General features: G+C 67.2%; 24 protein-coding genes and 1 tRNA gene. 19 read left to right on the top strand and 6 right to left on the bottom strand.

Annotated features, from left to right (window positions below; genetic code table 11):
• Positions 1 to 75: 75 nt before the first annotated feature.
• The 4 genes from ACZK45_RS04545 to ACZK45_RS04560 are packed head-to-tail and all read right to left on the bottom strand — an operon-like array spanning position 76 to position 4,442.
• Positions 76 to 603: a Slp family lipoprotein gene (locus ACZK45_RS04545; RefSeq protein WP_032127773.1), complete on the bottom strand. Its 528-nt coding sequence runs from the start codon at positions 601 to 603 to the stop codon at positions 76 to 78.
• On the bottom strand, positions 600 to 2,549 hold the full coding sequence (locus tag ACZK45_RS04550) for a transglutaminase TgpA family protein (protein ID WP_149908909.1): 1,950 nt from the start codon (positions 2,547 to 2,549) through the stop codon (positions 600 to 602). Before ACZK45_RS04550 ends, ACZK45_RS04545 begins: the two co-directional genes overlap by 4 nt.
• A complete protein-coding gene (locus ACZK45_RS04555; protein ID WP_164171388.1) occupies positions 2,542 to 3,465 on the bottom strand; it encodes a DUF58 domain-containing protein in 924 nt (307 codons plus the stop codon). The genes ACZK45_RS04550 and ACZK45_RS04555 overlap by 8 nt, the downstream gene beginning before the upstream one ends.
• Before the next feature lie 23 nt (positions 3,466 to 3,488).
• The gene (locus ACZK45_RS04560) at positions 3,489 to 4,442 is read right to left on the bottom strand and encodes an AAA family ATPase (RefSeq protein WP_049400642.1); all 954 of its coding nucleotides are present in this window, start codon (positions 4,440 to 4,442) and stop codon (positions 3,489 to 3,491) included.
• 42 nt (positions 4,443 to 4,484) lie between these two features.
• Between ACZK45_RS04560 and ACZK45_RS04565 the strand changes: the two genes are divergently transcribed.
• Positions 4,485 to 6,320, top strand: a complete 1,836-nt coding sequence (locus ACZK45_RS04565; RefSeq protein WP_253143542.1) for a glycosyltransferase family 39 protein — start codon at positions 4,485 to 4,487, stop codon at positions 6,318 to 6,320.
• 120 nt (positions 6,321 to 6,440) lie between these two features.
• On the opposite strand, the gene ACZK45_RS04570 is transcribed toward ACZK45_RS04565, so the two are convergent.
• Positions 6,441 to 7,010: a Maf family protein gene (locus tag ACZK45_RS04570; protein ID WP_125895272.1), complete on the bottom strand. Its 570-nt coding sequence runs from the start codon at positions 7,008 to 7,010 to the stop codon at positions 6,441 to 6,443.
• 113 nt (positions 7,011 to 7,123) lie between these two features.
• Between ACZK45_RS04570 and ACZK45_RS04575 the strand changes: the two genes are divergently transcribed.
• The 14 genes from ACZK45_RS04575 (at position 7,124) to ACZK45_RS04640 (ending at position 18,470) form a co-directional block, all read left to right on the top strand.
• Positions 7,124 to 7,633: a YceD family protein gene (locus tag ACZK45_RS04575; RefSeq protein ID WP_032127767.1), complete on the top strand. Its 510-nt coding sequence runs from the start codon at positions 7,124 to 7,126 to the stop codon at positions 7,631 to 7,633.
• 107 nt (positions 7,634 to 7,740) lie between these two features.
• Complete coding sequence (gene rpmF / locus ACZK45_RS04580; protein WP_004154640.1) at positions 7,741 to 7,935, top strand: 50S ribosomal protein L32; 195 nt, start codon at positions 7,741 to 7,743, stop codon at positions 7,933 to 7,935.
• Positions 7,936 to 8,026: 91 nt separating this feature from the next.
• A complete protein-coding gene (locus ACZK45_RS04585) occupies positions 8,027 to 9,004 on the top strand; it encodes a beta-ketoacyl-ACP synthase III (RefSeq protein ID WP_032127766.1) in 978 nt (325 codons plus the stop codon).
• Between the two features lie 77 nt (positions 9,005 to 9,081).
• Positions 9,082 to 9,864 carry a BUD32 family EKC/KEOPS complex subunit gene (locus ACZK45_RS04590; protein ID WP_032127765.1) on the top strand — a complete coding sequence of 261 codons (783 nt, stop codon included), beginning with the start codon at positions 9,082 to 9,084 and terminating at the stop codon, positions 9,862 to 9,864.
• Between the two features lie 135 nt (positions 9,865 to 9,999).
• Entirely contained in the window at positions 10,000 to 10,944 is a 945-nt protein-coding gene (fabD, locus tag ACZK45_RS04595) for an ACP S-malonyltransferase (protein WP_478445514.1), read from the top strand.
• Between the two features lie 82 nt (positions 10,945 to 11,026).
• On the top strand, positions 11,027 to 11,770 hold the full coding sequence (fabG, locus tag ACZK45_RS04600) for a 3-oxoacyl-ACP reductase FabG (RefSeq protein ID WP_004146899.1): 744 nt from the start codon (positions 11,027 to 11,029) through the stop codon (positions 11,768 to 11,770).
• Positions 11,771 to 11,922: 152 nt separating this feature from the next.
• Positions 11,923 to 12,162 carry an acyl carrier protein gene (gene acpP, locus ACZK45_RS04605; RefSeq protein WP_005415509.1) on the top strand — a complete coding sequence of 80 codons (240 nt, stop codon included), beginning with the start codon at positions 11,923 to 11,925 and terminating at the stop codon, positions 12,160 to 12,162.
• Between the two features lie 143 nt (positions 12,163 to 12,305).
• The gene (gene fabF / locus ACZK45_RS04610; RefSeq protein ID WP_049463472.1) at positions 12,306 to 13,568 is read left to right on the top strand and encodes a beta-ketoacyl-ACP synthase II; all 1,263 of its coding nucleotides are present in this window, start codon (positions 12,306 to 12,308) and stop codon (positions 13,566 to 13,568) included.
• Positions 13,569 to 13,724: 156 nt separating this feature from the next.
• Positions 13,725 to 15,089, top strand: coding sequence for an aminodeoxychorismate synthase component I (locus ACZK45_RS04615; protein WP_478445515.1), 1,365 nt, complete (start codon positions 13,725 to 13,727; stop codon positions 15,087 to 15,089).
• A gap of 144 nt (positions 15,090 to 15,233) precedes the next feature.
• Complete coding sequence (gene mltG / locus ACZK45_RS04620) at positions 15,234 to 16,295, top strand: endolytic transglycosylase MltG (RefSeq protein WP_317217318.1); 1,062 nt, start codon at positions 15,234 to 15,236, stop codon at positions 16,293 to 16,295.
• Complete coding sequence (gene tmk, locus ACZK45_RS04625) at positions 16,292 to 16,957, top strand: dTMP kinase (protein WP_032127760.1); 666 nt, start codon at positions 16,292 to 16,294, stop codon at positions 16,955 to 16,957. The genes mltG and tmk overlap by 4 nt, the downstream gene beginning before the upstream one ends.
• Complete coding sequence (locus ACZK45_RS04630) at positions 16,954 to 17,910, top strand: DNA polymerase III subunit delta' (protein ID WP_125895262.1); 957 nt, start codon at positions 16,954 to 16,956, stop codon at positions 17,908 to 17,910. The genes tmk and ACZK45_RS04630 overlap by 4 nt, the downstream gene beginning before the upstream one ends.
• Positions 17,907 to 18,260, top strand: a complete 354-nt coding sequence (locus ACZK45_RS04635; RefSeq protein WP_004146965.1) for a PilZ domain-containing protein — start codon at positions 17,907 to 17,909, stop codon at positions 18,258 to 18,260. The genes ACZK45_RS04630 and ACZK45_RS04635 overlap by 4 nt, the downstream gene beginning before the upstream one ends.
• Before the next feature lie 135 nt (positions 18,261 to 18,395).
• Positions 18,396 to 18,470 (top strand) — tRNA-Val (locus ACZK45_RS04640).
• Positions 18,471 to 18,554: 84 nt separating this feature from the next.
• Here the strand turns inward: ACZK45_RS04640 and ACZK45_RS04645 are convergent.
• Positions 18,555 to 19,118, bottom strand: coding sequence for a hypothetical protein (locus ACZK45_RS04645; RefSeq protein ID WP_180838194.1), 564 nt, complete (start codon positions 19,116 to 19,118; stop codon positions 18,555 to 18,557).
• Between the two features lie 288 nt (positions 19,119 to 19,406).
• Between ACZK45_RS04645 and ACZK45_RS04650 the strand changes: the two genes are divergently transcribed.
• The 4 genes from ACZK45_RS04650 (at position 19,407) to ACZK45_RS04665 (ending at position 24,185) form a co-directional block, all read left to right on the top strand.
• Positions 19,407 to 19,787: a tautomerase family protein gene (locus tag ACZK45_RS04650; RefSeq protein ID WP_049400651.1), complete on the top strand. Its 381-nt coding sequence runs from the start codon at positions 19,407 to 19,409 to the stop codon at positions 19,785 to 19,787.
• Between the two features lie 216 nt (positions 19,788 to 20,003).
• Entirely contained in the window at positions 20,004 to 20,399 is a 396-nt protein-coding gene (locus tag ACZK45_RS04655) for a DUF2946 family protein (protein ID WP_100434139.1), read from the top strand.
• Between the two features lie 130 nt (positions 20,400 to 20,529).
• Positions 20,530 to 22,668 (top strand): TonB-dependent receptor, encoded by a 2,139-nt coding sequence (locus tag ACZK45_RS04660; protein WP_478445516.1) that lies wholly within the window; start codon positions 20,530 to 20,532, stop codon positions 22,666 to 22,668.
• 11 nt (positions 22,669 to 22,679) lie between these two features.
• The gene (locus tag ACZK45_RS04665) at positions 22,680 to 24,185 is read left to right on the top strand and encodes a PepSY domain-containing protein (protein ID WP_478445517.1); all 1,506 of its coding nucleotides are present in this window, start codon (positions 22,680 to 22,682) and stop codon (positions 24,183 to 24,185) included.
• Positions 24,186 to 24,192: the final 7 nt, after the last annotated feature.

The following is a 24,192-nucleotide window of genomic DNA, read 5'->3' on the forward strand; positions in this document are numbered from 1 at the left end:
GATCTACCGTATCCCGGCGTGGATGAAAAAGGCCGCCCGAGGGCGGCCTTTTCCGTCATGCCTGTGCGGTGATGATCACCACCAGCCCCAGCGACCATAGCCGCCCCAGTACGGGCCATACGGGCTCGGGCCCCACGGGCCATAGGGGTAGGGCACCACGTCGACCTGGCGCTGTTCCGGCCACAGGTAGATCACATCGGCCGACAGCTTCGGCAGGCGGTAGTCGTATTCGCCGATGCGGGTGTTCTGGTAGCCGTCGATCTTGCCGATGAAGGTCACGTCACGACCGGCTTCGAACACCGCCGGGTCGTAGAAGCCGGCACGGCAGGCGATGAAACGACCGTCGCTGGCATCGGACGAAGTGGTGTTCGGGCGGCCACTGCCATTGAGCGGGCGCGAGATGATCTGGAAGCAGGTCTCCCCCTGGCCGGGCTTGGTTTCGATGATGCGACCGCCCCAACGGACCGGCGTGCCGACCTGCTGGGTAGCGACTGAATCGCGAGGAGAGACCAGGCTGAACTGTCCCTGCAGCGGCTTGGGGGCCGTGGCGCAGGCCGACAGGGCCAGCGTGGCCACAGCGGTGAGAAGGAACTTGGTGTTCATGGGGAGGCTCCGGAAGTCGGGCGATGCCTGCGCAGGTCCCGCAATAATGAAGCGAGGTCGGTGCAAGTTCCAGCGTAACGCGCATCAGCGAAACGCTGGCTGAGCGCGAGCAGGGCCGGGTCAGGACGCTGCCGGTGTACGCGCTGTGCCCAGTCCTGGGCGGTTTCGTGCGGTTCACGGGCCAGGCCGAGGCGGGCGTAGCGCCGTCCGAGCCGGTGCCAGGCGCGCAGCAGAGGGTCGCGTTCGCGCTCGCCACGGGCCAGCAGCCAGGCCATCCACGCCAGCGCCAGCAGTGCGGCCACCACGAAGCCAGCGACCAGCTGCCCGGGGCCCAGATCGTCCAGCCCGAACGGCTTGAGCAGCTGTTGCTGGCGGCGCGCATCGAATGACAGCACCAGGTCGTTCCAGCCGCGGCGCAGCCAGTCGCCCAGCTGGCCCAGCTGCAGCCAACGCTGCTGCAGTGGCGTGTCCGTGCCGGCCTGCAGGCGGTCATCCAGTGTGTCCAGGATGCGTTCCGGTGCCACGGCTGCGGTCGGGTCGACCCGGACCCAGCCGCGCTGCGGCAGCCACACCTCGGCCCAGGCGTGGGCATCCATTCGCCGCACTACCCAGTAGTCGCCGATGCGGTTGCGGGTGCCGCCGGCGAAACCGGTCACCACCCGCGCCGGGACGCCGGCGTTGCGCATCAGCACCACGAAGGCCGAGCTGAAGTGTTCACAGAAGCCGGCCTTGTAGCCGAACAGGAACTCGTCGATCGGGTCGCGTCCCGCCGCAGGGGTGTCCAGCGTGTACGAGAAGTCGGTGGTGATCCACTGCAGCGCGCGGCGCACGATGGCCTCGTCATCGCTGCCAGCCTCCTGTCGCCATTGCTGCGCCAACGTGGCGGTGCGCGGGTTGAAGCCGGTCGGCAGCTGCAGCGTCGCGCGGCGCAGATAGGGCGACAGCGTGCTGTCGAAACGCAGTGGAGGGGCTGAATGCAACCGCCAGCGGCTGAGCGAGGCCAGCGGGCGTTCGCTGCTCAGGCTCATGTCCGCATCCAGCATGCTGCCTGCAGGCGCGCGGCTGGGCAGGTCCAGCGCCACCAGCTGGCGGCGGTCGGTCGGCTCGTAGTCGATCTGGTAATCCCAGCCCTGTGTACTTGCTTCAACCACCGCAGCAGGCCGCCGCGCGCTGGCGCGGTCGCGTGTCCAGCGCCGTCCATCGAAGGCGGTCAGTACAGGGCCGCGCCAGTAACGCTGCGCCGGCTCGGGTGGAGTGCCGAAGAACTGCACGCGCAGCGCCGGGCTGTCGTCGGCCATCAGGTCCAACCACTGGCCGGGCTCCATGCTGTCGGACAACCCCGGCGTACCCACGGCGCGCTCGGGAACACCCCACAGTGGCGTGGCCAGGCGCGGGAACAGCCAGAAACAGGCCAATGCCAGCGGCAGGCCGATCGCCAACAGGCGGCCGACACCATGCAGCTGCCCGCGCAGTGGCAGGCGGCCGGCATGACCTTCATCCTGGGCCAGGCGTTGCAGCGCGATCAGTGCGCTGCCCCCGGCCAGCGCGGCCAGCGCGGTTGTCAGCGGCCCCTGGTCGAGCAGGAATGCTGCAAAGGGCGAGAACAGCGCGAAGCCGAGCAGGCTGCGGGCATCACGCAGGCTGCGCAGCTCGCTGGACTTGATCGCCAGCATCGCGGCCAGCAGTGCGCAACCGGTATCGCGCCCGGGGCGCACCATGCCCATCTGCCAGACGATGGCGCCGAGCATGCCCAGCACCAGCAGCAGGCGTACCGGCATCGGCAACACTGTCCGCCACGACAGGGCGGCGGTGATGATCGCCGCCAGCGCGATCACACCAGCCAGCAGTGGCGGCAGCTGCAGCAGCAACGGCAACAAGGCCAGCGCCGCGCTGGCCAGGGTCCAGTTGCGGGCATTGCGGTCGAGCAGGGCCGGGGTCTCAGTCATGCGGCATCAGCGCCAGCGCGCGCAGGCACAGGTGATGGTGGCTGGCGCCCTGACCGGGCCCGAACGGCGGGTGTGCAGGCAGCAGCAGGGTGTAGCGGCGGCCCTCGCGCTCGGCCACATCCACCCAGCGCGCCAATCGAGCGATGCGTGCTTCATGGCCCAACGGCGCCAATGCGCGCCAGTCGAGGATCACTTCGATGCCGACCGGCTTTTCGTACTCGCGCACCAGCAGGCTGTCGCGGCGTGCCGAGTGCTTCCAGGAAATGCTGCGCGGCGCATCGCCGGCCCGGTAGGGGCGTAGCTGATGCAGTTCCTCGCCGCTGGCATGGGCGCGGGTGTGCAGCGGATCGCTGCCGCTCTCCGGCAGTGCAGGCGCCACGGCTTCGGCCAGCGGGTAGACCAGCAGCGGCTGTTCCGGCCACACCCACGACCACGCCCGCACCAGGCCCAGCGGCTGGGTGGTGGACAGTCGGATGCGCGGCAGTTCCAGCCAGCCACGGCGCTCGCTGGGGACGTCCAGTTCCACTTCGCCACGGCCGTGCGCAGGCAGCGAGGTCCAGGCGTTGCTGTCACCCAGCTGCAGATGCAGGCCGTGCCGCGCACGCGGGTCACGCAGTGAGAGGTCCACGCGCAGACGCAATGGTTGCCCGGCCGCTACCGGCTCGGCGGAGATCGCATCGATCTGCACGCCGGACAACTGGAGATGCGCGGCAATGGCACTGGCGATTGCTGCTGCCGCGAGCAGCAGGGCCAGCAGCAGCGCCGGGTTGTTGTTGTAGTTCAGTGCGCCCAGCAGCATGGCCGCCAGCAGGGTGGCAACGAACAGGCCGAAGCGGGTGGGCAGCACATAGATGCGATGGCGGTCCAGCCGCCTCGGCAAGGCTTCGGGCCTGCGTGGCCGAGCCAGCAGCTGCATGCGTGCCCAGCGTGTGGCCACGCTCAGTCCACCGCGACGGTCTGCAGGATCGCGCGCGCCAGTGCCGGACCCGAACTGGATTCGGCTTCCGCCACCAGTCGGTGACCGGCCACCGCCACGAACAGGGTCTGCACGTCTTCGGGCACCACATGGCCGCGCCCCAGCAGCAGTGCATGTGCCTTGGCCGCGCGCAGCAGCGCCAGGCCCGCACGTGGCGACAGGCCCACGCGCACACCGGCATGCTGGCGGCTGCGGGTCAGCAGCGCCTGCACATAGTCGATCAGCGCGTCGCTGGCATGCACCTGGTTCACTGCGTCGCGCAGCGCGCGCACCTGGGTGTCATCCAGTTTCGGTACGGCACGCGCGATCAGGTCGCGACGGTCGCTGCCACGCAGCAGCTCGCGCTCGGCCTGCGCGCTCGGGTAGCCCATCGCCAGCCGCAGCAGGAAACGATCCAGCTGCGAATCCGGCAACGGGAAGGTGCCGGACAGGTCGACCGGGTTCTGCGTGGCGATCACGAAGAACGGGTCGGGCAGCGGATGCGTCTGTCCATCCAGGGTGACCTGCTGCTCGGCCATCGCTTCCAGCAACGCGCTCTGCGTGCGCGGTGGTGCGCGGTTGATCTCGTCGGCCAGCAGTACGTGGGTGAACACCGGGCCGGGGTGGAACTGGAACTGACGGCTGCCGGCTTCATACACCGACACGCCCAGCACATCGGCGGGCAACAGATCGGAGGTGAACTGCACGCGCTGGAAGCTGAGGCCGAGGCTGCTGGCCAGCGCATGCGCCAGCGTGGTCTTGCCCAGGCCGGGCAGATCTTCGATCAGCAGGTGACCGCCGGACAGCAATGCGACGAACGCCAGCCTGACTTCCGGCACCTTGCCCAGTACCAGTGCGTTCACCTGATCCTGTGCCTCCCGCAGGGCCTGACGCAATTGATCGGTTAGCATGCTGGGGTTGGGGGACGAAGCTGGCATGATCGTCTCAGATCTGGAATCCACTCGATTATCCATAGAGCAATGCAAGGCGAACAGCGCGCACGGACGATATTTCTCTGGTTATGGACGCTGGTCACAGCGGCCAAGCTGATCGTTGCCGCGCGCTTGCCGCTGTTCGTCGACGAAGCGTTCTATTGGCAGGAAGGCCAGCATCTGGCCGCGGCCTATTCGGATCTGCCCGGGTTGACCGCCTGGCTGGCCCGCCTGGGCGTGGAGCTCGGCGGTCATCACGTGCTTGCGCTGCGCCTGCCGTTCCTGGCCATCGGTGCGCTGTTGCCGCTGCTGGTGGTGCGCACGGCCACGCGCTGGTTCGGCAATGTGGCGGGTTGGCAGGCGGGCAGCCTCACGCTGTTGATGCCGTTGTCGGCGACGCTGGGCCTGCTGGCGGTACCCGACGTGCCGATGGCGCTGGCGGCGGTGATCTGCCTGCACGCCGGTGCGCGCCTGCTGCACAACGTGGATGCCTCCTCGGCGATGAAGCTGGCGCTGGGCCTGCTGATCGGTGCGCTCAGCCACTACCGTTTCATCGGTGTCATCGGCGTCGGTTTCATCGCGCTGCTGGCATTGCCGCAGGGGCGGCGCATGCTGGCCGATCCGCGCGTGTGGGTCGCACTGGCGGTGGGCGTGCTGGCATGGCTGCCACTGCTGGCGTGGAATGCGGACAACCACGATGCCGGTCTGAAATTCCAGGTGGTCGAGCGTCATCCCTGGGCCTTTGAATGGGGCGGGCTGTGGTTCCTGGTGATCCAGCCGATGCTGGTGACGCCGATCCTGTGCATGGCGATGTGGAAGGTGGCGCTGGCAGGAACCCGGAGCGGTGGCGGTGCGCGCGTGCAGTGGCGCTATTTCGGCCTGGTGGGCGGCGTATCCACGTTGGGCATTTTCGTGCTTGGCTTCTTCACTGACGTCGAGCGGATCAGTTTCCATTGGCCGCTGCCGGGCTACCTCGCACTGCTGGTGGCGGTGCCGGTAGTGCTCAACGGCTGGCCGCGCTGGCTGCGCCGCACCGGCTGGTGGCTGGCAGGCGCGGGCATGGTGCTGGCGTTCGGCTACTACCTGATGGCATCCACGCCGGCACTGCGCGAGCAGATGGCCGGCAGCAAGTACTACCCGCGCAATTTCGCTGGCTGGCAACCACTGGCCGTAGCGGTCCATGAAGAGCTTCGGCAGATGCCGGAAGGGACGCGCGTGCTGGCCGGCAACTTCAAGGTCGGCGCCGAACTGGGCTTCCAGCTGGGCAATGGCAACATCGAGGTGCTGCCGCATCCGCTCAATGACAAGCATGGCCGCACCGCGCAGCTGGCACAGTGGGGCCTGCTGCATGAGGGCGAGCGCACGGCGCCGATGCTGCTGGTGCTGTCACCCAGCGACCAGCGCTATCGCGAACTGCTGGAGCGCTATCACGCCATCTGCGATCAGGTGGGGCCGATGCCGGCGCCACGCGTGGTCAGCAGTGATCACGGGTTCCAGCGCTTCCTGTTGTTCCGCCTGCCGGTGCAGCGCGCGGAAGGGCCGTGCGTGACGCCGGCGATGGCGTGGCTGGATGCGCCGTCCAATGGCGAGAAGGTGTCCGGCACGTTCGCGATCAAGGGCTGGGCGTTCAAGGATGGCGTCGGCCTGGCACGCGTCGAAGTGCTGGTCGATGGCCGTTCCATCGGTGACGCCCGCTATGGGCGTGTGTTCGACGTGCGCCCCGTGTGGCCGGACAGCACCGATCCGCAGCACCCGGCGGTGGGCTTCGACGCATCGCTGGATACCACCACGCTGGCGCCGGGCAGGCATTGGCTGGGCCTGCGCCTGTATGGCCGCGATGGCAGCGTGGAAGAGTGGCAGGAGCAGCCGTTCGAAGTTCGTTGAGTCCTGCTTTTGTAGAGTCGAGCCATGCTCGACTGCTTCTCCAAAGACAGTCGAGCATGGCTCGACTCTACAAAAAGGGCAGCCGAGCATGGGCTCGGCTCTACAGGTTGGCGGAAGCCCTCAGGGCACCGCGTATCCCGCCCTGCGCAGCAATCCGCATACCGCAATCAGCGGCAGGCCGACCAGCGCGGTCGGGTCGCGGTTGTCGATGGCGTCGAACAGGCTGATGCCCAAGCCCTCGCATTTGAAGCTGCCGGCGCAGTCCAGTGGCTGCTCGGTGGTCACGTAGCGGGCGATCTCGTCCGGTTCCAGTGCGCGGAAGCAGACTTCGGTCAGATCGACGGCCGTGAATGATTCTCCATCACGGCTGAGACAGACGGCGGTGTGGAAGCGCACGGTCTGCCCGGACATCGCTGCCAGCTGCGCACAGGCGGCCTCGACCGTACCGGGCTTGCCCAGCGGCTGGCTGTTCAGGTCCGCGACCTGGTCCGAGCCGATTACCCAGGCGCCCGGATGGCGGGCAGCCACCTCGGCGGCCTTGGCCGCAGCCAGGCGCGTGGCCAGAGCCCGCGGCGCTTCGCCATTCAACGGGGTTTCATCCACCTCCGGGCGCGCGCAGTCGAAGGCAAGGCCCAATCGCTGCAGCAGCTCGCGGCGGTAGCGGGAGGTGGAGGCCAGGACCAGTGACATGCGAGAATACCGGGGCAGGGCGCGGCAGTCTGGCGTGTCCGCAGCGCCAGCGGCAAGTCCTGTATGGCGGGCATTTGACAGCCGCCGCCCCGATCCTTAGTATTCAGCGGCTTATGTCCGCGAACGTGCCCGAAACGCTGGATGCCTGGCGGATGGTTGTAGCGCGAAGGCGCTTCGACGGTCAGGTGTCCCTGGCTGAATTGACCCGCCTGCAGGGGTTGGTCGCAGATACCGACGGTGAGTGCAATTACTCGCTTGAATTCGGTCGCGACGACGTCTTGCGGGTATCCTATGTGGAATTGACCATCGACACCGCGTTGCCGCTGACCTGTCAGCGCAGCATGCAGCGATTCCTGTTGCCGGTGAAGATGACCCAGAGGCTTGGCCTGATCCGCGACGAGGACGAGGAATCGTCCCTGCCGGAGGAGTACGAGGCGTTGCTGGTGCCGGAAGACGGCCAGCTGCGTCCGCTGGACCTGGTCGAGGACGAGCTGGTGCTGGCGGTGCCTGTGGTGCCGCTGTCGCCCGACGGTGAAGCAGTCGACAAGGACTGGGCGCCGAGCGAAGAAGAAACAAAGCAGGCCAACCCGTTCGCGGCGTTGGCGGCACTGAAGAAACAATAGCAGCCGGATTGTCGTCGGCGGCTGCGGCGAAAGCGAAAGTGTGCTGGGCGCTGGCGTCCTGCGCGACGATACGACGAAGCAAAACGAACCGAGTTTGGAGCAATCCCATGGCTGTGCAGAAATCCCGTGTCACCCCGTCCCGCCGCGGCATGCGTCGTGCGCATGACGCCCTGAGCGCCAAGCAGCTGTCGACCGACCCGACCACCGGCGAAGTGCACCTGCGTCACCACATCACTGCCGATGGTTTCTACCGCGGCAAGAAGGTCATCCAGACCAAGACCTCGGCCGTCGAAGAAGATTGATGTGCCGGGAAGGCCGCTGCCCCCGGGCAGCGGCCTTTGCCTTCTTTCCCGGGTGTGCCGGTGATCGGCGGCCCGCGCAACAGGAAACATGATGAGCAAGCGGATCTACTCGAGGATCGCGGGCACCGGTAGCTATTTGCCGGAAAAAGTCCTGACCAACGCCGACCTGGAAAAAATGGTCGAAACCTCGGATGAGTGGATCCAGTCGCGCACCGGCATTCGTGAGCGGCACATCGCGGCCGAAGGCGAAACCACCAGCGACCTTGGCTACAACGCCGCCCTGCGCGCGCTTGAAGCCGCAGGCATCGACGCCTCGCAGCTCGACATGATCGTGGTCGGCACGACCACCCCTGATCTCATTTTCCCGTCCACCGCGTGCCTGATCCAGGCAAAGCTCGGTGTGGCCGGGTGCCCCGCCTTCGACGTCAACGCCGCCTGCTCGGGCTTCGTGTTCGCGTTGGGCGTGGCCGACAAGTTCATCCGCTCCGGCGACTGCAGGCACGTGCTGGTGATCGGCACCGAAACGCTGACCCGCATGGTCGACTGGAACGATCGCACCACCTGCGTGCTGTTCGGCGATGGCGCCGGTGCTGTCGTGCTCAAGGCCGACGAAGACACCGGCATCCTCAGCACCCACCTGCATGCCGATGGCAGCAAGAAGGAGCTGCTGTGGAACCCGGTTGGCGTTTCGACCGGCTTCAAGGACGGCGCCAATGGCGGCGGCACCATCAACATGAAGGGCAACGACGTGTTCAAGTACGCCGTCAAGGCGCTGGACTCGGTCGTGGACGAGACTCTGGCTGCCAACGGCCTGGACAAGTCCGACCTGGATTGGCTGATTCCGCACCAGGCCAACCTGCGCATCATCGAAGCCACCGCCAAGCGCCTGGACATGTCGATGGACCAGGTCGTGGTCACCGTCGACAAGCACGGCAATACCTCGTCCGGCTCGGTGCCGCTGGCGCTGGACGCCGCCGTGCGCTCGGGCAAGGTCGAACGTGGCCAGCTGCTGCTGCTGGAAGCCTTCGGCGGCGGCTTCACGTGGGGTTCGGCTCTGCTGCGCTATTGATAGTGCAAGTTACGACAACGTGAAGCTTTGTCGTTGCGGCCCCTCTGGGGCCGTAACGCGTTTAAGGAGGACCTGTCATGGTTGAGCCCATCGTCATCGAAGGGCAACGTGCCTGGCTGAAGCAGTACGGCAAGGGAAGCCGCGCGCTGGCCCTTGGCCTGCTCAATTTTGTTGCCCGTCGTTTTCATCTGGATGCCCTGCGCCCGCCGCCGCACCGTGGCGGTGACGCCGCGCGCGAAACCGAAGCCCGTCGCCTTGCAGAACTGCAGGCGCAGGGCGTGAACGTGCCCGATGTGCTGGGCACCGGCCATGCTGCGCTGGTGATCGGCGACAACGGCAGTTCGTTCAATACCTGCCTGCGCGAAGCCGACGAGGCCGGTCGCGACCGCCTGGTGATGGCGGCCATGCTGGCCATTGCCGCAGCGCATGCGCGCGGCGCCTATTTCGGTCAGCCGTTGCCGCGCAATCTCACCTGGGATGGCGAGAAGGTCGGTTTCATCGACTTCGAGGAAGATCCGCTGGAAGTGATGGATCTGTCCGAAGCGCAGGCCCGCGACTGGCTGATGTTCGGCTATGGCGTGGCCAAGTACTACGCCGACCGCCCCGAGCACCTGCAGGCGATGATGGCCGAGGCGATGGGCGATGCGCAGGCGCCGGTGCGCGAGCACGTGCACGCGGTCACTGGCCGCCTGCGCAGCCTGGCCCGGGTCTGCATGAAGCTGGGCCGCTCGGCGCGCGCGCTGGCCCACTCCATCTTCATCGCCCATGGCGCCAGCACCGCTGGCGTGCTGATGCTGGTGGGCCTGTGCGTGGATTTCCTCGCCGACGGCGATCTGGACGTCCTGCAGCTGTTCTGCTGACTGTGCGTCCGCCGGGCCATGCCCGGCGGCGTTCCGCGGCTGGCCCACCATACGCGTGCATACGCGCACGTACAGACGACACGGCATGTTCCCCCTTATCATGGCCCGCTTCGATTGCAACAAGCGGATGACCGCGTGACCGTATCCACCCTCGCTTTTGTCTTCCCCGGCCAGGGCTCGCAGTCTGTGGGCATGGTGGCCGAGCTGGCTGAACTGCACCCGCAGGTGCGTGAAGCCTTCACCGAGGCATCCGATGGTGCCGGCGTGGACCTGTGGGCGCTGTCCCAGGGTGGCCCGGAGGAAATGCTCAACCGCACCGAATACACCCAGCCGGCCCTGCTGGCCGCAAGCATCGGCGTGTGGCGCGCCTGGAACGCCGTGGGCGGTCCGCGCCCGTCGGTGCTGGCCGGTCACAGCCTGGGCGAGTACACCGCCCTGGTCGCCGCTGGCGCGCTGAGCCTGCATGACGGTGCGCACCTGGTGCGCCTGCGCGGCCAGCTGATGCAGGAAGCCGCACCGGCCGGCGTCGGTGCCATGGCCGCCGTGCTCGGCGCCGAAGACCAGCTGGTGCTGGACGTCTGCGCCGAAGCCGCAGGCAGCCAGGTGGTGGTGCCGGCCAACTTCAATTCGCCGGGCCAGATCGTGATCGGTGGCGACGCCGACGCGGTCGACCGTGCGCTGGCGCTGCTGGCCGAGAAGGGCGTGCGCAAGGCGGTCAAGCTGGCCGTGAGCGTGCCCTCGCACACCCCGTTGATGCGCGAAGCCGCCAACCGCCTGGCCGAAGTGATGGCCGGCCTGGCCTGGCAGGCGCCGCAGCTGCCGGTGGTGCAGAACGTCGACGCCAAGGTGCATGACGGCATTGACGCGATCCGTACCGCGCTGGTCCAGCAGCTGTACCAGCCGGTGCAGTGGACCGGGTGTGTGCAGGCGCTGGGTGGCCGTGGCGTCACCCGGATCGCCGAGTGCGGCCCGGGCAAGGTGCTGACCGGTCTGGTCAAGCGCATCGACAAGGCCATCGACGGCCGTTCGCTGGCCACGCCAGGCGACTTCGAAGCCGCCCGCGAGGCATGGTCGGCCTGATCCCCCTTGTTCCTGCCGACCGTACCGGTGGCCGCTGCAAGCGGTACGGGAACGGCGGCCGTCCCAGCCTGAGGAAAACATCATGAGCAAGCCCCTGCAGGGTGAAATCGCACTGGTCACCGGCGCCAGCCGTGGCATTGGTGCCGCCATCGCCGATCTGCTGGCCGCCCAGGGCGCCACCGTCATCGGCACCGCCACCACCGAATCCGGCGCCGCCGCGATCGGTGAGCGCCTGGCCGCCCACGGTGGCCACGGCCGCGCGCTGAACGTCACCGACGCCGCCGCGCTGGACAGTGTGCTCGATGGCATCGCCAAGGAATTCGGCCCGATCTCGATCCTGGTCAACAATGCCGGCATCACCCGCGACAACCTGCTGATGCGCATGAAGGACGAGGACTGGGCGTCGATCATCGACACCAACCTGACCAGCGTGTTCCGCACCAGCAAGGCGGTGATGCGCGGCATGATGAAGGCGCGCAAGGGCCGCATCATCAACATCGCATCGGTGGTGGGCGTGACCGGCAATGCCGGCCAGGCCAACTACGCTGCCGCCAAGGCCGGCATCATCGGCTTCAGCAAGTCGCTGGCCAAGGAAATCGGTTCGCGCGGTGTCACCGTCAATGTTGTCGCACCCGGCTTCATCGACACCGACATGACCAAGGCGTTGCCGGAAGAAGCGCGTACCGCGCTGATCAACGACATCGCCCTCGAACGCCTGGGTTCGCCGGAAGACATCGCCCATGCGGTGGCCTTCCTGGCCGGCCCGGCTGCCGGTTACATCACCGGCGAAACCCTCCATGTGAACGGTGGCATGTACATGCCGTAAGCAAGGGGCGCAGGGATTGCGCCGCAAGTGGTTGATCTGCGGAGGTTTTTGCTGCGATGCAAGGCCGCGCCGGTTTCCACTACACTATCCCACGGCCATCGCCTTTGATGGCGACCACTTTTGAACCACAACTCCATCTGGAGCGAGATCCCATGAGCACCATCGAAGAACGCGTCAAGAAAATCGTCGTCGAACAGCTTGGCGTCAAGGAAGAAGAAGTCACCAACAGCGCATCGTTCGTCGATGACCTGGGCGCTGACTCGCTGGACACCGTCGAGCTGGTGATGGCCCTGGAAGAAGAATTCGAGTGCGAGATCCCGGACGAAGAAGCCGAGAAGATCAGCACCGTGCAGGCCGCCATCGACTACATCAAGGCCCACGTCAAGGCCTGATGTCAGACGGCAGTGCGCGCGCGGGCCCATGCTCGCCGCGCACCGCACCCCATGGGGCCGCTGTTGCGGCCCCGTGTGTTTGAGCATCACACCGAAGCAAACCGAGTTGCCCGTTGAAATCATCCGGGCCAGGAGAATCAGCAATGAAGCGTCGCGTCGTCGTAACCGGCCTGGGTATCGTCTCGCCGTTGGGCAATGATCTGGCCAGCAGCTGGGAAGGCATCACCCAGGGTCGTTCGGGCATCGGTCCGCTGACCAACGTTTCTGATGCCTATCTGGATCGGTTCACCACCAAGATTGCAGGTGAGGTCAAGGGATTCGACATCACCGCCGACAATGAACTGTTCGGCAAGTTCCGGGTCAGCGGCAAGGATGCCAAGAAGATGGACCCGTTCATCCATTACGGCCTCGGTGCCTCGTTCATGGCCCTGCACGACTCGGGCCTTGAGATCACCGACGCCAATGCCGAGCGCATCGGCGCCATCGTCGGCGCCGGCATCGGCGGCCTGCTCGGCATCGAAGAGCAGACCATCGAGTTCCATGAGGGCAAGAAGATCTCGCCCTTCTACGTGCCCAAGACCATCATCAACATGCTGCCGGGCCAGCTGAGCATCATCACCGGCCTGAAGGGCCCGTCGTTCTCGGCGGTGTCTGCGTGCGCGACCTCGAACCATTCGATCGGCACCGCCATGCGCATGATCCAGTACGGCGATGCCGACGTGATGGTGGTCGGTGGTGCCGAGCGTGGCTCGTCGCCGACCGCACTGGGCGGCTTCTGCGCGATGAAGGCCATGAGCACCCGCAACGACGCCCCGGAACAGGCCTCGCGCCCGTGGGACAAGGACCGTGACGGCTTCGTGCTGGGCGACGGCGCCGGCATCCTGATCCTGGAAGAGTACGAGCACGCCAAGGCACGTGGCGCGAAGATCTACTGCGAACTGGCCGGCTTCGGCGCCAGCTCCGACGCGTACCACATGACCGCACCGAGCGAGAACGGCGAAGGCGCCGCGCGCTGCATGGTCATGGCCATGAAGGACGCCGGCGTGACCCCGGAACAGGTGGGCTACCTCAACGCGCACGGCACCTCCACGCCGCTGGGCGACCTGGGCGAGACCATGGCGATGAAGACCGCCTTCGGCGACCACGCCTACAAGATGATGGTCAGCTCCACCAAGTCGATGACCGGCCACCTGCTCGGCGCTGCCGGTGGCGTGGAAGCGATCTTCTCGGTGATGGCGCTGCAGGACAACGTCATCCCGCCGACCATCAACCTGCAGCAGCCGGGCGAAGGCTGCGACCTGGACTACGTGCCCAATGAAGCACGCCAGGCCAAGGTCGACGTGGTGATGTCCAATGGCTTCGGCTTCGGCGGCACCAACGGCACGCTGATCTTCAAGCGCGTCTGACCGACGTTGTAGAGTCGAGCTTGCTCGACTCCGCCCTTGTGTAGAGTCGAGCCATGCTCGACTGAACGTGCAACACAGTCGAGCAAGCTCGACTCTACGCACGAGGAGGCCGCCGCAAGGCGGCTTCCGTGCATCTGAATCCCCGAACTGGCCGCCATGACCCACGCACCGCTGATCCACCCGCTGCCGCACCCGATCGATCTGCTGGCCCTGCAGCAGCACGACCCGTCGCGCTTCCCGCTGCTGATGGAATCCACCGCCTCGGGCACCGCCCAGGGCCGCTGGAGCCTGCTGCTGGCCGCGCAGGGCGATAGCCTGCGGCTGGATGCCGATGGCCAGGTGCGCGACCAGCATGATGCGGTGCAGGCCGGCAACTTCCTGCAGGTGCTGGACCGCGCCTGGCAGCACGAACGCCTGCCGCATGACGGCAGCCACCGCCTGCCGTTCCGCGGCGGTTGGGCGTTGATGCTGGACTACGAAGTGGCCAGCCAGATAGAACCGGTGCTGCCGGCGCGCGCACGCGAGGACGGCCGCCCGACCGCGCTGGCGCTGCGCTGCCCGGCCGCGGTGCTGCACGACCACCACAACGAGGCCAGCTTCGTCATCGCCGAAGCCGGCGAGCAGGCGTTGCTGGATGCGCTGGTGGCACTGGCCTCGGCCGCGCTGCCCGAAGCCGGGCAGGGCTGGCAGCCGCCACAGTCGGTCGGCGAGGACGCGCCGCAGCGCTTCACCGACGGCGTGCGGCGGGTGATCGAATACCTGCGTGCCGGCGATGTGTTCCAGGTGAACCTGTCGCGGCGCTGGAGCGCGCAGTTTGCCGCACCGGTCAGCCCGCAGGCGCTGTACGCGCAGCTGCGCCGTGCCAACCCGGCACCGTTCGCCGGCCTGTTCAGCGCGCACGGCCGCCATGTGGTCAGTTCCTCGCCCGAGCGGCTGGTGTCGGTGCATGCCGGCCACGCGCAGACCCGGCCGATTGCCGGCACGCGTCCGCGCTTCGAAGGGGATGATGATGCCGCGCGCATCCAGGAGCTGGTCGGTCACCCCAAGGAGCGTGCCGAGCACGTGATGCTGATCGACCTGGAACGCAACGACCTGGGCCGCATCTGCCTGCCCGGCACCGTGGTGGTCGATGAGCTGATGACCGTGGAGAGCTACGCGCACGTGCATCACATCGTCAGCAACGTCAGCGGCCATCTGCGGCCGGAGGTCACCCCCGGCGAGGTGATCGCCGCCACCTTCCCCGGCGGCACCATCACCGGCTGCCCGAAGGTGCGCTGCATGCAGATCATCAGCGAGCTGGAGCAGGTGCCGCGTGGTGCCTACACCGGCGCGTTCGGCTGGCTGAACCGCGATGGCGACCTGGACCTGAACATCCTGATCCGCACCGCCGAAGTGGATGGCCACGAGGTGAGCTTCCGCACCGGCGCCGGCATCGTGGTTGATTCGGACCCGGACAAGGAACTGGACGAGACCCGCGCCAAGGCCCGCGGTCTGCTGCGCGCGCTCGGCCAGCAGGGGTAGTGCCGGCCGCTGGCCGGCAACCCCATTCCCCCACGGTGGGTGCCGACCTTGGTCGGCACGGATGGGGACGTCTGCCACCCCGGTCATGACCCCAATCCACCGGCACGGTATCCTGCACGACGGAATCGAGTTCAGAGGTAGTCCATGGCGGGAGCCAAGCGCGGGTGTCTGTTCGTGGTAACGCTGGTGGTGGTGCTGGCCGCCGTCGTGGCCGGCGCGGGCGCGTGGTTCTTCTACCAGCAGACCCGGTTCGCCGACGCTCCGATCACCCCGTCCGCCGAAAGCGTGGTCATCGCCAGTGGCGACGGCATGAACACGGTGCTGCGCAAGCTGCGCGACGCCGGCGTGGACGAGGGCCAGGACGCGCAGTGGCAGCTGCTGGCGCGCCAGCTCGATGCGGCCGGCAAACTGAAGGTGGGTGAGTACGCGCTCAGCAACGACCTGACCCCGCGTGATCTGCTGCTGCGCATGCGCGCCGGCAAGGTGCTGCAGCACCGCGTCACGATCATTGAAGGCTGGAACATCCGCCAGTTGCGTGCCGCGCTCAAGCGCGCCGAGCCGCTGCTGCACACCACCGACAACCTCGATGACGCCGCGTTGATGCAGCGCCTCGGCTTCGGTGGCCAGCATCCGGAAGGCCGCTTCCTGCCGGAGACCTACGTCTACCAGCGTGGCGACAGCGATCTTGATGTGCTCAAGCGTGCTCACGCTGCAATGCAGGACGCACTGGATGAAGCCTGGGAAAGCCGTGCGCCGGACCTGCCGATCAACACGCCCTACGAACTGCTGACGATGGCCTCGATCATCGAGAAGGAAACCGCGCTGGCCAGCGAGCGTCCGCAGATCGCCGGCGTGTTCATGCGCCGCCTGAAGATCGGCATGCGCCTGCAGACCGACCCGACCGTGATCTACGGCATCGGTGCTGCGTATGACGGCAACATCCGCCGCCGCGACCTGACCACCGATACGCCCTACAACACCTATACCCGCGCCGGCCTGACCCCGACCCCGATCGCCATGCCCAGCCGCGATGCGCTGATGGCAGCCGCGCAACCCGCAGCGGGCGACGCGCTGTACTTCGTCGCCGTGGGCGATGGCAGTGGCGCGCACGTGTTCTCGCCCAGCCTGGACCAGCACAACGCCGCAGTGGCCCGCTACCTGCAGCAGCTGCGCCAGCAACGTACCAAGGAGACCCCGGCGCAATGAGTCCCGCGCTGCTTCGCCACCCGCGTTTCGTCAGCCTGGAAGGCGGCGAGGGCGCAGGCAAAACCACCGCCATCAATGCCATCCGTGACTGCCTGCGCAGCCACGGTCATGAGGTGGTGCTGACCCGCGAGCCGGGCGGTACGCCGCTGGCCGAGCGCATCCGTGGCCTGGTGCTGAAACCCGATGCCGAGATTGCTGCCGAACCGCTCAGCGCCGAAGCCGAGCTGCTGCTGGTGTTCGCTGCACGTGCGCAGCATGTGCGCCAGGTGATACAGCCGGCACTGCAGCGCGGCGCCTATGTGCTGAGCGATCGCTTCACCGATTCCAGCTATGCCTACCAGGGCGGTGGCCGTGGCCTCGACCCGCAGTGGATTGCCGATCTGGAACGACGCGCGGTGGGCCTGCTGCCGGGCCTGACCCTGCTGCTGGACGTGGACGTGGCAGTGGGCCGCGCGCGCGCCAATGGCCGCGACCTGTGGCCAGACCGCATCGAGAGCGAACAGGATGATTTCTTCCAGCGCGTGCGCGAAGTGTTCCGCAGCCGCGCGCAGCAGGACCCGCAGCGCTTCGCGCTGATCGACGCCGGCCAGGTGCAGGCGCGTGTAGCGGCCGATGTGGTCGCGCAGGTCGAGCGCTGGCTGCAGGGCGGGGAGGGCGCATGAGTACGTTCTCGCCCTGGCAGCAGCGCGCCTTCGATCAGACCGTGGCCGCACTCGATGCCGACCGCCTTGGTCATGGCCTGCTGATCTGCGGCCCGGCCGGGCTGGGCAAGCGCGAGGTGGCGTTGGCCCTGGCCGACCACGTGCTGGCGCGCGGCGATGCCGCGCATGCCATGCGCACGCGCCAGCTGATCGCCGCCGGCACCCATCCTGACCTGCAGCTGGTCAGCTTCATTCCGAACAAGAGCGGCGACAAGCTGCGCACCGAGATCGTCATCGAGCAGGTGCGCGAGATCACCGACAAGCTGGCGCTGACCCCGCAGTACGGCGTGGCGCAGGTGGTGATCGTCGACCCGGCCGATGCGATCAACCGCTCGGCGGCCAACGCGCTGCTGAAGACGCTGGAAGAGCCGCAGCCCGGCCGCTATCTGTGGTTGATCAGCAGCGACCCGGCACGCCTGCCGCAGACCATCCGCAGCCGGTGCCAGCGCCTGGAATTCAAGTTGCCGCCGCAGCACGAAGCGCTGGCCTGGCTGCAGCAGCAGGGCCACAGCGAAGCATCGGCACGCGAAGCGCTGGACGCGGCGCGCGGCCACCCCGGCCAGGCCGACAACTGGCTGCGCGAAGATGGCCTGAGCCTGCGCCGCGAAGTGGGCCGCGAGCTGGAACAGCTGGCCGCCGGCAAGACCGGCGCGGTGGAGCTGGCGCAGAAGTGGTGCGCCGATGACAACGCGGCGCTGCGCCTGCGCTTTGCCGCCGACCTGGCGCTGGCCCAGGCCAGCACCGATGCCTTGACCACGCCGGAGCGATTGCACAAGCTTGCAGCCTGGTTCGATGCGGCCAACCGCACCCGCGACCTGCTGCGCACCACGGTGCGTGCAGACCTTGCCGTGGTCGAGTTGCTGCTGGCCTGGAACAAGGTGAACGAGCGGCCTGCCGCAAGGGGAAATCGATGAGTGCCAGCAACGCCCGCCAGGGCATCCTGTCCCTGGCCGTGAAGGACAAAGCCGCGCTGTACAGCGCGTACATGCCATTCGTGAAGAACGGCGGCATCTTCGTGCCCACGCCCAAGCGCTACTTCCTGGGTGACGAAGTGTTCCTGTTGCTGACCCTGCCCGATTCCAGCGAGCGCCTGCCGGTGGCCGGCAAGGTGATCTGGGTGACCCCGGCCGGCGCGCAGGGTAACCGCACCGCCGGCATCGGCGTGCAGCTGGCCGACGGTGCCGAAGGCGAGGGCGTGCGCCACAAGATCGAGACCCTGCTGGCCGGCCTGACCAGCTCGGACAAGCCGACGCATACGATGTAACGGCGCGCGGATAGCCGCCCTCGGTAGCGCCGGGCCATGCCCGGCGGCGCCCCTCGAAATGCCCGTGAACACCCATGTGAAAAAGTGTTGACGGCCTCTGAAAAGCCCCTATAATGAGCGGCTCAGCAACACACCGGGCGGTTAGCTCAGCGGTAGAGCATTGCCTTCACACGGCAAGGGTCACAGGTTCGATCCCTGTACCGCCCACCATGTTGCAGAACGAAAGAAGCCTCCAGCAATGGGGGCTTTTTTGTTGCCTGTGATTCCGTGGTGCCCGCCGAAGCGATCACCGTTTCAGCCGAGGTCCTCCAGCAGCTCGCGCGCGATCATCGCGGTTGCATCCAGCAGGTCGTGACCGCTGCCGGCCCGCACCACCACCGCCAGCAGGCTACGGCCCACATCGGCATTGCCGCCGCTCAGTTCCATCTCGCCTTCAAAGCACAGATCGGCCAACCATTCATGGGCCTGCTGCAGTCCGCGCTTGCGGACGCGGCGGAACTCCGCGAGCAGCTTCGCCTGGCCGGCCTCCTGCTCACCATCGGCAAGCAGGCCGATGGCACCGCCGTGCGCCGCGCGCCAGATGGCCGGTAGCGGGCGACCGTTCGCGTCCACCACGTCCGCCGAGAACTGCGCGCAGTACATTTCGTAGCGCTTGCCCGCTGTGCTGCAGGGCACGATGCCGGCCTCGGCCAGCAGGCGTTCGGCTTCATCCAATTTGCTGAACTTCAAGCGCAGCAGTGCAGGACGGCTCAGGTGTTGTGCCAGCGCCTGCTGGTTGGCGGTGAACCAGACGTTCCAGCCCACGCTTGCGCGGCCTTCCAGTGCGGCCTTGAAGTACTCCAGGTATTCGGCGTCCATTGCGGTCTCCTGCGCTCCCTGCGCGATTGTAGCGGGCGCATATCCGGGCCGGTCAGGCGTCGTCGCCGGAGAGGCAATGATGTGCCTCGCGTACCAGCTGTCGCGCGGCCACGATCAGCCCGTCGGTGTGGAAGGCGCCCAACTGTTCGTCCGGGTCGCCTTCGTTACGCACGTGGGCGGGCCCGTGCCACAAATGGAAGCAGAGGGTTCCATTCCTGCGCTGTCCCACCGCCCTGGGCAGGCGTAGTCTCGGCCCGTTGCCGTGCCCATCCACTCTGGAGTGCCACCATGCCGCTCGCCCGCATCGATCTGCGCAAAGGTAAATCCGCCGACTACCTGCAACGCGTCGGCGAAACCATCTACCAGGCCATGCGCGCGGTGGGCGTGCCGGAGAATGATCGCTTCCAGATCTTCCAGCAACACGAGCCGGGCACGTTGATCTATGACCCCGGCTACCTGGGCGTGGACCGCACCGACGACTTCATCTGCATCCAGATCACCTGGAACGAAGGGCGCACGTTGGAGCAGAAGAAGGCGCTGTATGCCGGCATCGCCGAGGGCCTGCACGCGGCGGTGGGTATCCGCCGAGAGGATGTGTTCATCAACCTGGTGGAAGTGAAGCGGGAAAACTGGTCGTTCGGGAACGGGCAGGCGCAGTACGTGAGTTGATGCGCGAAGCGCATCCACGCATGGCGTGGATCCACAGCGTGGTGGGCGTGCGCAGGGAGGGCGTGCCCATCGCTGTGGCCGGCAGCACAGCCCTGCGTCACCGTGTCGCAGGGGGTAAACCCTGAACGGGGTCCAAGGTTGGCCATGGCCCCGTAGAATGGCGGCGTGCGTCGTTCTGTCCTCCACCGCCGGTTCCAGGCCCTGGCATGGCTCGCCATGCTGCTGGTGCTGCTCGCTCCGCTGGTGAGCCGCTGGAAGGCGCACGGTCACGTGGCTGCTGCAGCACCGGTGGCCGCCATGGACCACGCGATGCACGCAGAGCATGCGCAGCACGCGATGGAAGGCCATCACGACCACCACGCGATGGCGATGCCGCACGGCGAGGCCGCAAAGAAGCCACCTGCCGATCCACACGCCGATCATGAGATGGGCGTGGACTGCGATTACTGCCTGATCGCTGCACGGCTCATCACGCTGCTGGTGGCGGCAGTGCTGCTGTTGGCGCCGATGGCACCGGTGTGCCGCGCGCTGCGCGGTGCGGTGCGGGCGTTGCCGCAACGGATCAGCGGCACATTGGGAGCGCGTGGGCCGCCAGCCATGATGGCTGCCTGAGCCGCACGCGCGTTGCATTGAACATTTTTCCATGAGGTTGCCGGCCACGGCCGGTGCCCGCACGCGCGTGTTTGCCCCTTTCTGATTGCTGCCCTGCCATTGCGGGGTGGCCTTGCATGCCGTGAAAAAAATGAAAACGAACCCCAACTCCGCGCACCTGCGCCGGGCGACGCTGCCTGTCCTGTGCGCGTTGCTCCTGCACACCGCCCCCGTACTTGCCGCCGATGCGGCACCACCGACCACGCTGGACACCGTGCGGGTGGTCGATACCCGCAGCGGTGAGCTCTCGTCCACCGCCAACGCCGGTTCCGCGCTGGGCCTGAGCGTGCTGCAGACACCGGCCAGCCTGACGGTGATTTCGCGCGAACAACTGGAGCAGCGTGGCGACAGCAACCTCAACGATGCGATCAGCCGGGCGGGTGCGATCAGTGCGATGCCGCACCCGGGCAACGGCCTGAGCGCGCTGTCCAGCCGCGGCTTCACCGATGGCGCTTCGGTGATGCGCCTGTACGACGGGCTGCGCCAGTACGGTGGCGTGGGTATCACCTTCCCGTTCGATACCTGGTCGATCGAGCGCATCGAAGTGCTGCGCGGCCCGGCCTCGGTCATCCATGGCGACGGTGCGATCGGCGGCGTGATCAACATCGTGCCGAAGAAGCCCACGCGTGGTGCGATCGAGAGCGAGATCAGCGTAACCGTGGGCAGCGAGGACACCGCGCGCCTGGGCTTCGGCAGCGGTGGCGCGCTGACGCCCGAGCTGGCCTACCGGCTGGACGTGAGTGGCAACTACAGCGGTGGCTGGGTCGATCGTGGGCGCAACAGTGACGCGACATTCTCCGGTGCGTTGCTGTGGCAGCCGCGCGCGGACCTGCAGCTGACCCTCTCCCATGCGCAGGGCTACCAGCAACCGATGCGTTACTTCGGCACGCCGCTGGTCGAGGGCCGCCAGCTGGAGGCGCTGCGCCACCGCAACCACAACGTGGAAGACAGCCAGATCCGCTATCGCGACCGCTGGACCCAGCTCGATGCGCTGTGGACGCCGAACGCGAACGTGGAATGGCGCACGCGCCTCTACCAGATCGACAGCCAGCGCGATTGGCGCAATGCCGAAGCCTATGTCTACAGCCGCGCTACCGGCTTGATCGATCGCTCGGGAAACACCGAGATCACCCACAACCAGGACCAGACCGGACTGACCTCGACGCTGCGCGTGCAGGGGACCGCAGGTGGCCTGCAGAACAGCTTCGCGGTGGGCCTGGACGCCAACCGCGCGCACTTCAAGCACACCAACAACACCTATGCCGGCAGCTCGGGCCCGGTCGATCCGTTCGAACCGGTGCCGGGCCAGTTCGTCAGCGACGCGCCGAACCTGCCGCGCTACCGCAATCGTGCCGAGCAGTACGCGCTGTTCGCGGAAGACCGGTTGGCGCTGAGCGAGCGCTGGTCGGTGCTGGGGGGGCTGCGCCACGACCGCGCGCGCATCGACCGTACCGATCTGATCAGCGGCCAGAACGCGTTCTCGAAGACCTACAGCAGCACCGGCTGGCGTGCAGGCACGGTATTCGCGCTGCAGCCGACGCTGAGCCTGTATGCGCAGTACTCGCAGGCGGCGGACCCGGTCAGTGGCCTGCTGATGATCAGCCCGGCCAACGGTGCCTTCGACCTGGCCAAGGGGCGGCAGATCGAGGTGGGCCTGAAGCAGGCCTTCGATGGCGGCGAGTGGACGCTGGCGGCGTATCGCATCCGCAAGACCGGGCTGCTCAGCCGCGATCCGCTGGTGCCGGACCGCCGCGTGCAGGTGGGCGCGCAGACCTCGCGTGGTATCGAGGCGTCGTTGAACTGGAACGTCGCGCCGCACTGGACGTTGGATGCCAACGCCACGGTGCTGAAGGCCGAGTTCGAGGACTTCCTGGAGACCACCGGTTCGCCGCCGCTGCTGGTGTCGCGCGATGGCAACGTGCCGCCGAACGTGGCCGAACGCCTGGCCAATGTGTGGTTGAGCTGGCAGTTCGCACCGGACTGGAGCGCGGCGGGTGGCGTTCGCTATGTCGGCAAGCGCTACGCAGACAATGCCAACACGCTGGAGTTGCCCAGCTACAGCACCACTGATCTGGCGCTGACCTGGCAGGCAGCACCGCGCACGCGATTGTCAGCGCGCCTGTTCAACGTATTCGACAAGGCGTACTACGCCACCGCGTACTACACCAGCACGCAGTGGCTGCTGGGCGCGGATCGTCGCGTCGAGTTCACCGTCGACCATCGCTTCTGAGGACACGCACCATGTCGCTGCGATCCACTGCCAAGCGCTGGACCTACCTGGTGCACCGTTGGCTCGGCATCGGCGGATGCCTGCTGATGCTGTTGTGGTTCGTCAGCGGCATGGTGATGTTGTTCATTGGCTACCCGAAGCTGACGCCCGGTGAACGTCTGGCGGCATTGCCGGTGCTGCCGGAGGCCCGCGATCTGCGCGGGCTGTCGGTGCTGCCTGCAGCCGTGCAGGCCGAGCCGGAGGCCGTGGCGCTGACCACGCTGCGTGGCGAGCCTGCGTATGTGGTGCGCACGGGAAGCAACGTGGGGGCGTGGTCAGCCGTCACCGGCCAGGCCCTGCTGCCAGTGTCGGCACAGCGCGCCGAAGCGTCAGCGGCACAGTTTGCTGGCGGCCCGGCCTTTGTCGGTGCAATGGGCGTGGAAGAGGACCGTTGGACGCATTCGCGCGCGCTGGACGCGCACCGGCCGCTGTACCGGGTGGAGGTGGGGGGCGCACAGCCCGGTGACCTGTATGTGTCCTCGCGCACCGGTGAAGTGGTGCTGGACGCACCGCATGTGCAGCAGCGCTGGAACTATGTGGGGGCCTGGCTGCACTGGCTGTATTTCCTGCGCATGCAGTCGGTGGATCCGGTCTGGACGTGGGTGATGATCGTGCTGTCCGCGCTGTGCACGGTGGCGGCGGTCAGCGGCATCGTGGTGGGTGTGTGGCGCTGGCGTTTCCGCGGGCGCTACCGCTCCGGTGCGAAGACGCCGTACGTCGAACCGTGGATGCGCTGGCACCATCTGATCGGACTGATGGCTGCGGCCTTCGTGTTCACCTGGATCTTCAGCGGGCTGATGTCGATGAATCCATTGGGGGTCTTCAGCAGCACGCGCGAGGCGATCGATGTTGAACGCTATCGTGGCAGCGCGGTAACGGTGGATGGCGCGTTGGGTGAGCCGGCGAAGCTTCTGGCGGTGGCCGGTGCTGAGCGCTTCCAACCGGTCGAGATCCAGTGGCGCCGCATCGGAGGCGAGCTGTTCGCGGTGCTGCTGGATGGGAAAGGCGATACCCGCATCGTGTCCGGCAGCGATGGGCATCTGCAGGTTGCGCGGTTGCTGCCGGCCGCGTGGCTGCAGCAGAAGGTGCGTGCGCTGTCCGATGCGCCGATGCAGGAGTTCGTGGTGCAGCAGGCAGCGGATGCCTACTTCTATCCGCGTGCACCGGAAGCCATGAACGGCGCGGCGGTGCGGCGCTTCCCGGTTGCGGTGGCGGATTTCGGTGATGCCGAGGCGACGCGCGTCTATCTCGATCTGGCTACCGGCGATCCGTTGCTGACGATGGGGCATCGGGAACGAGTGGGACGCTGGCTGTTCTACTTCCTGCACAGCTGGGATCTGCCCGCGATGCTGCGCCAAGAGGGTGCCCGGCTGGCGGTGTTGCTGCTGCTGAGCGCTGCTGGCACCGCGTTGTGTGCCACGGCGACGGTGATCGGCTATCGGCGATTGCGGATGAAGCTGCGGCGCAGGCGGCGCTGATGCCTTG

This window comes from Stenotrophomonas sp. 63632_Sma, from assembly GCF_056482875.1.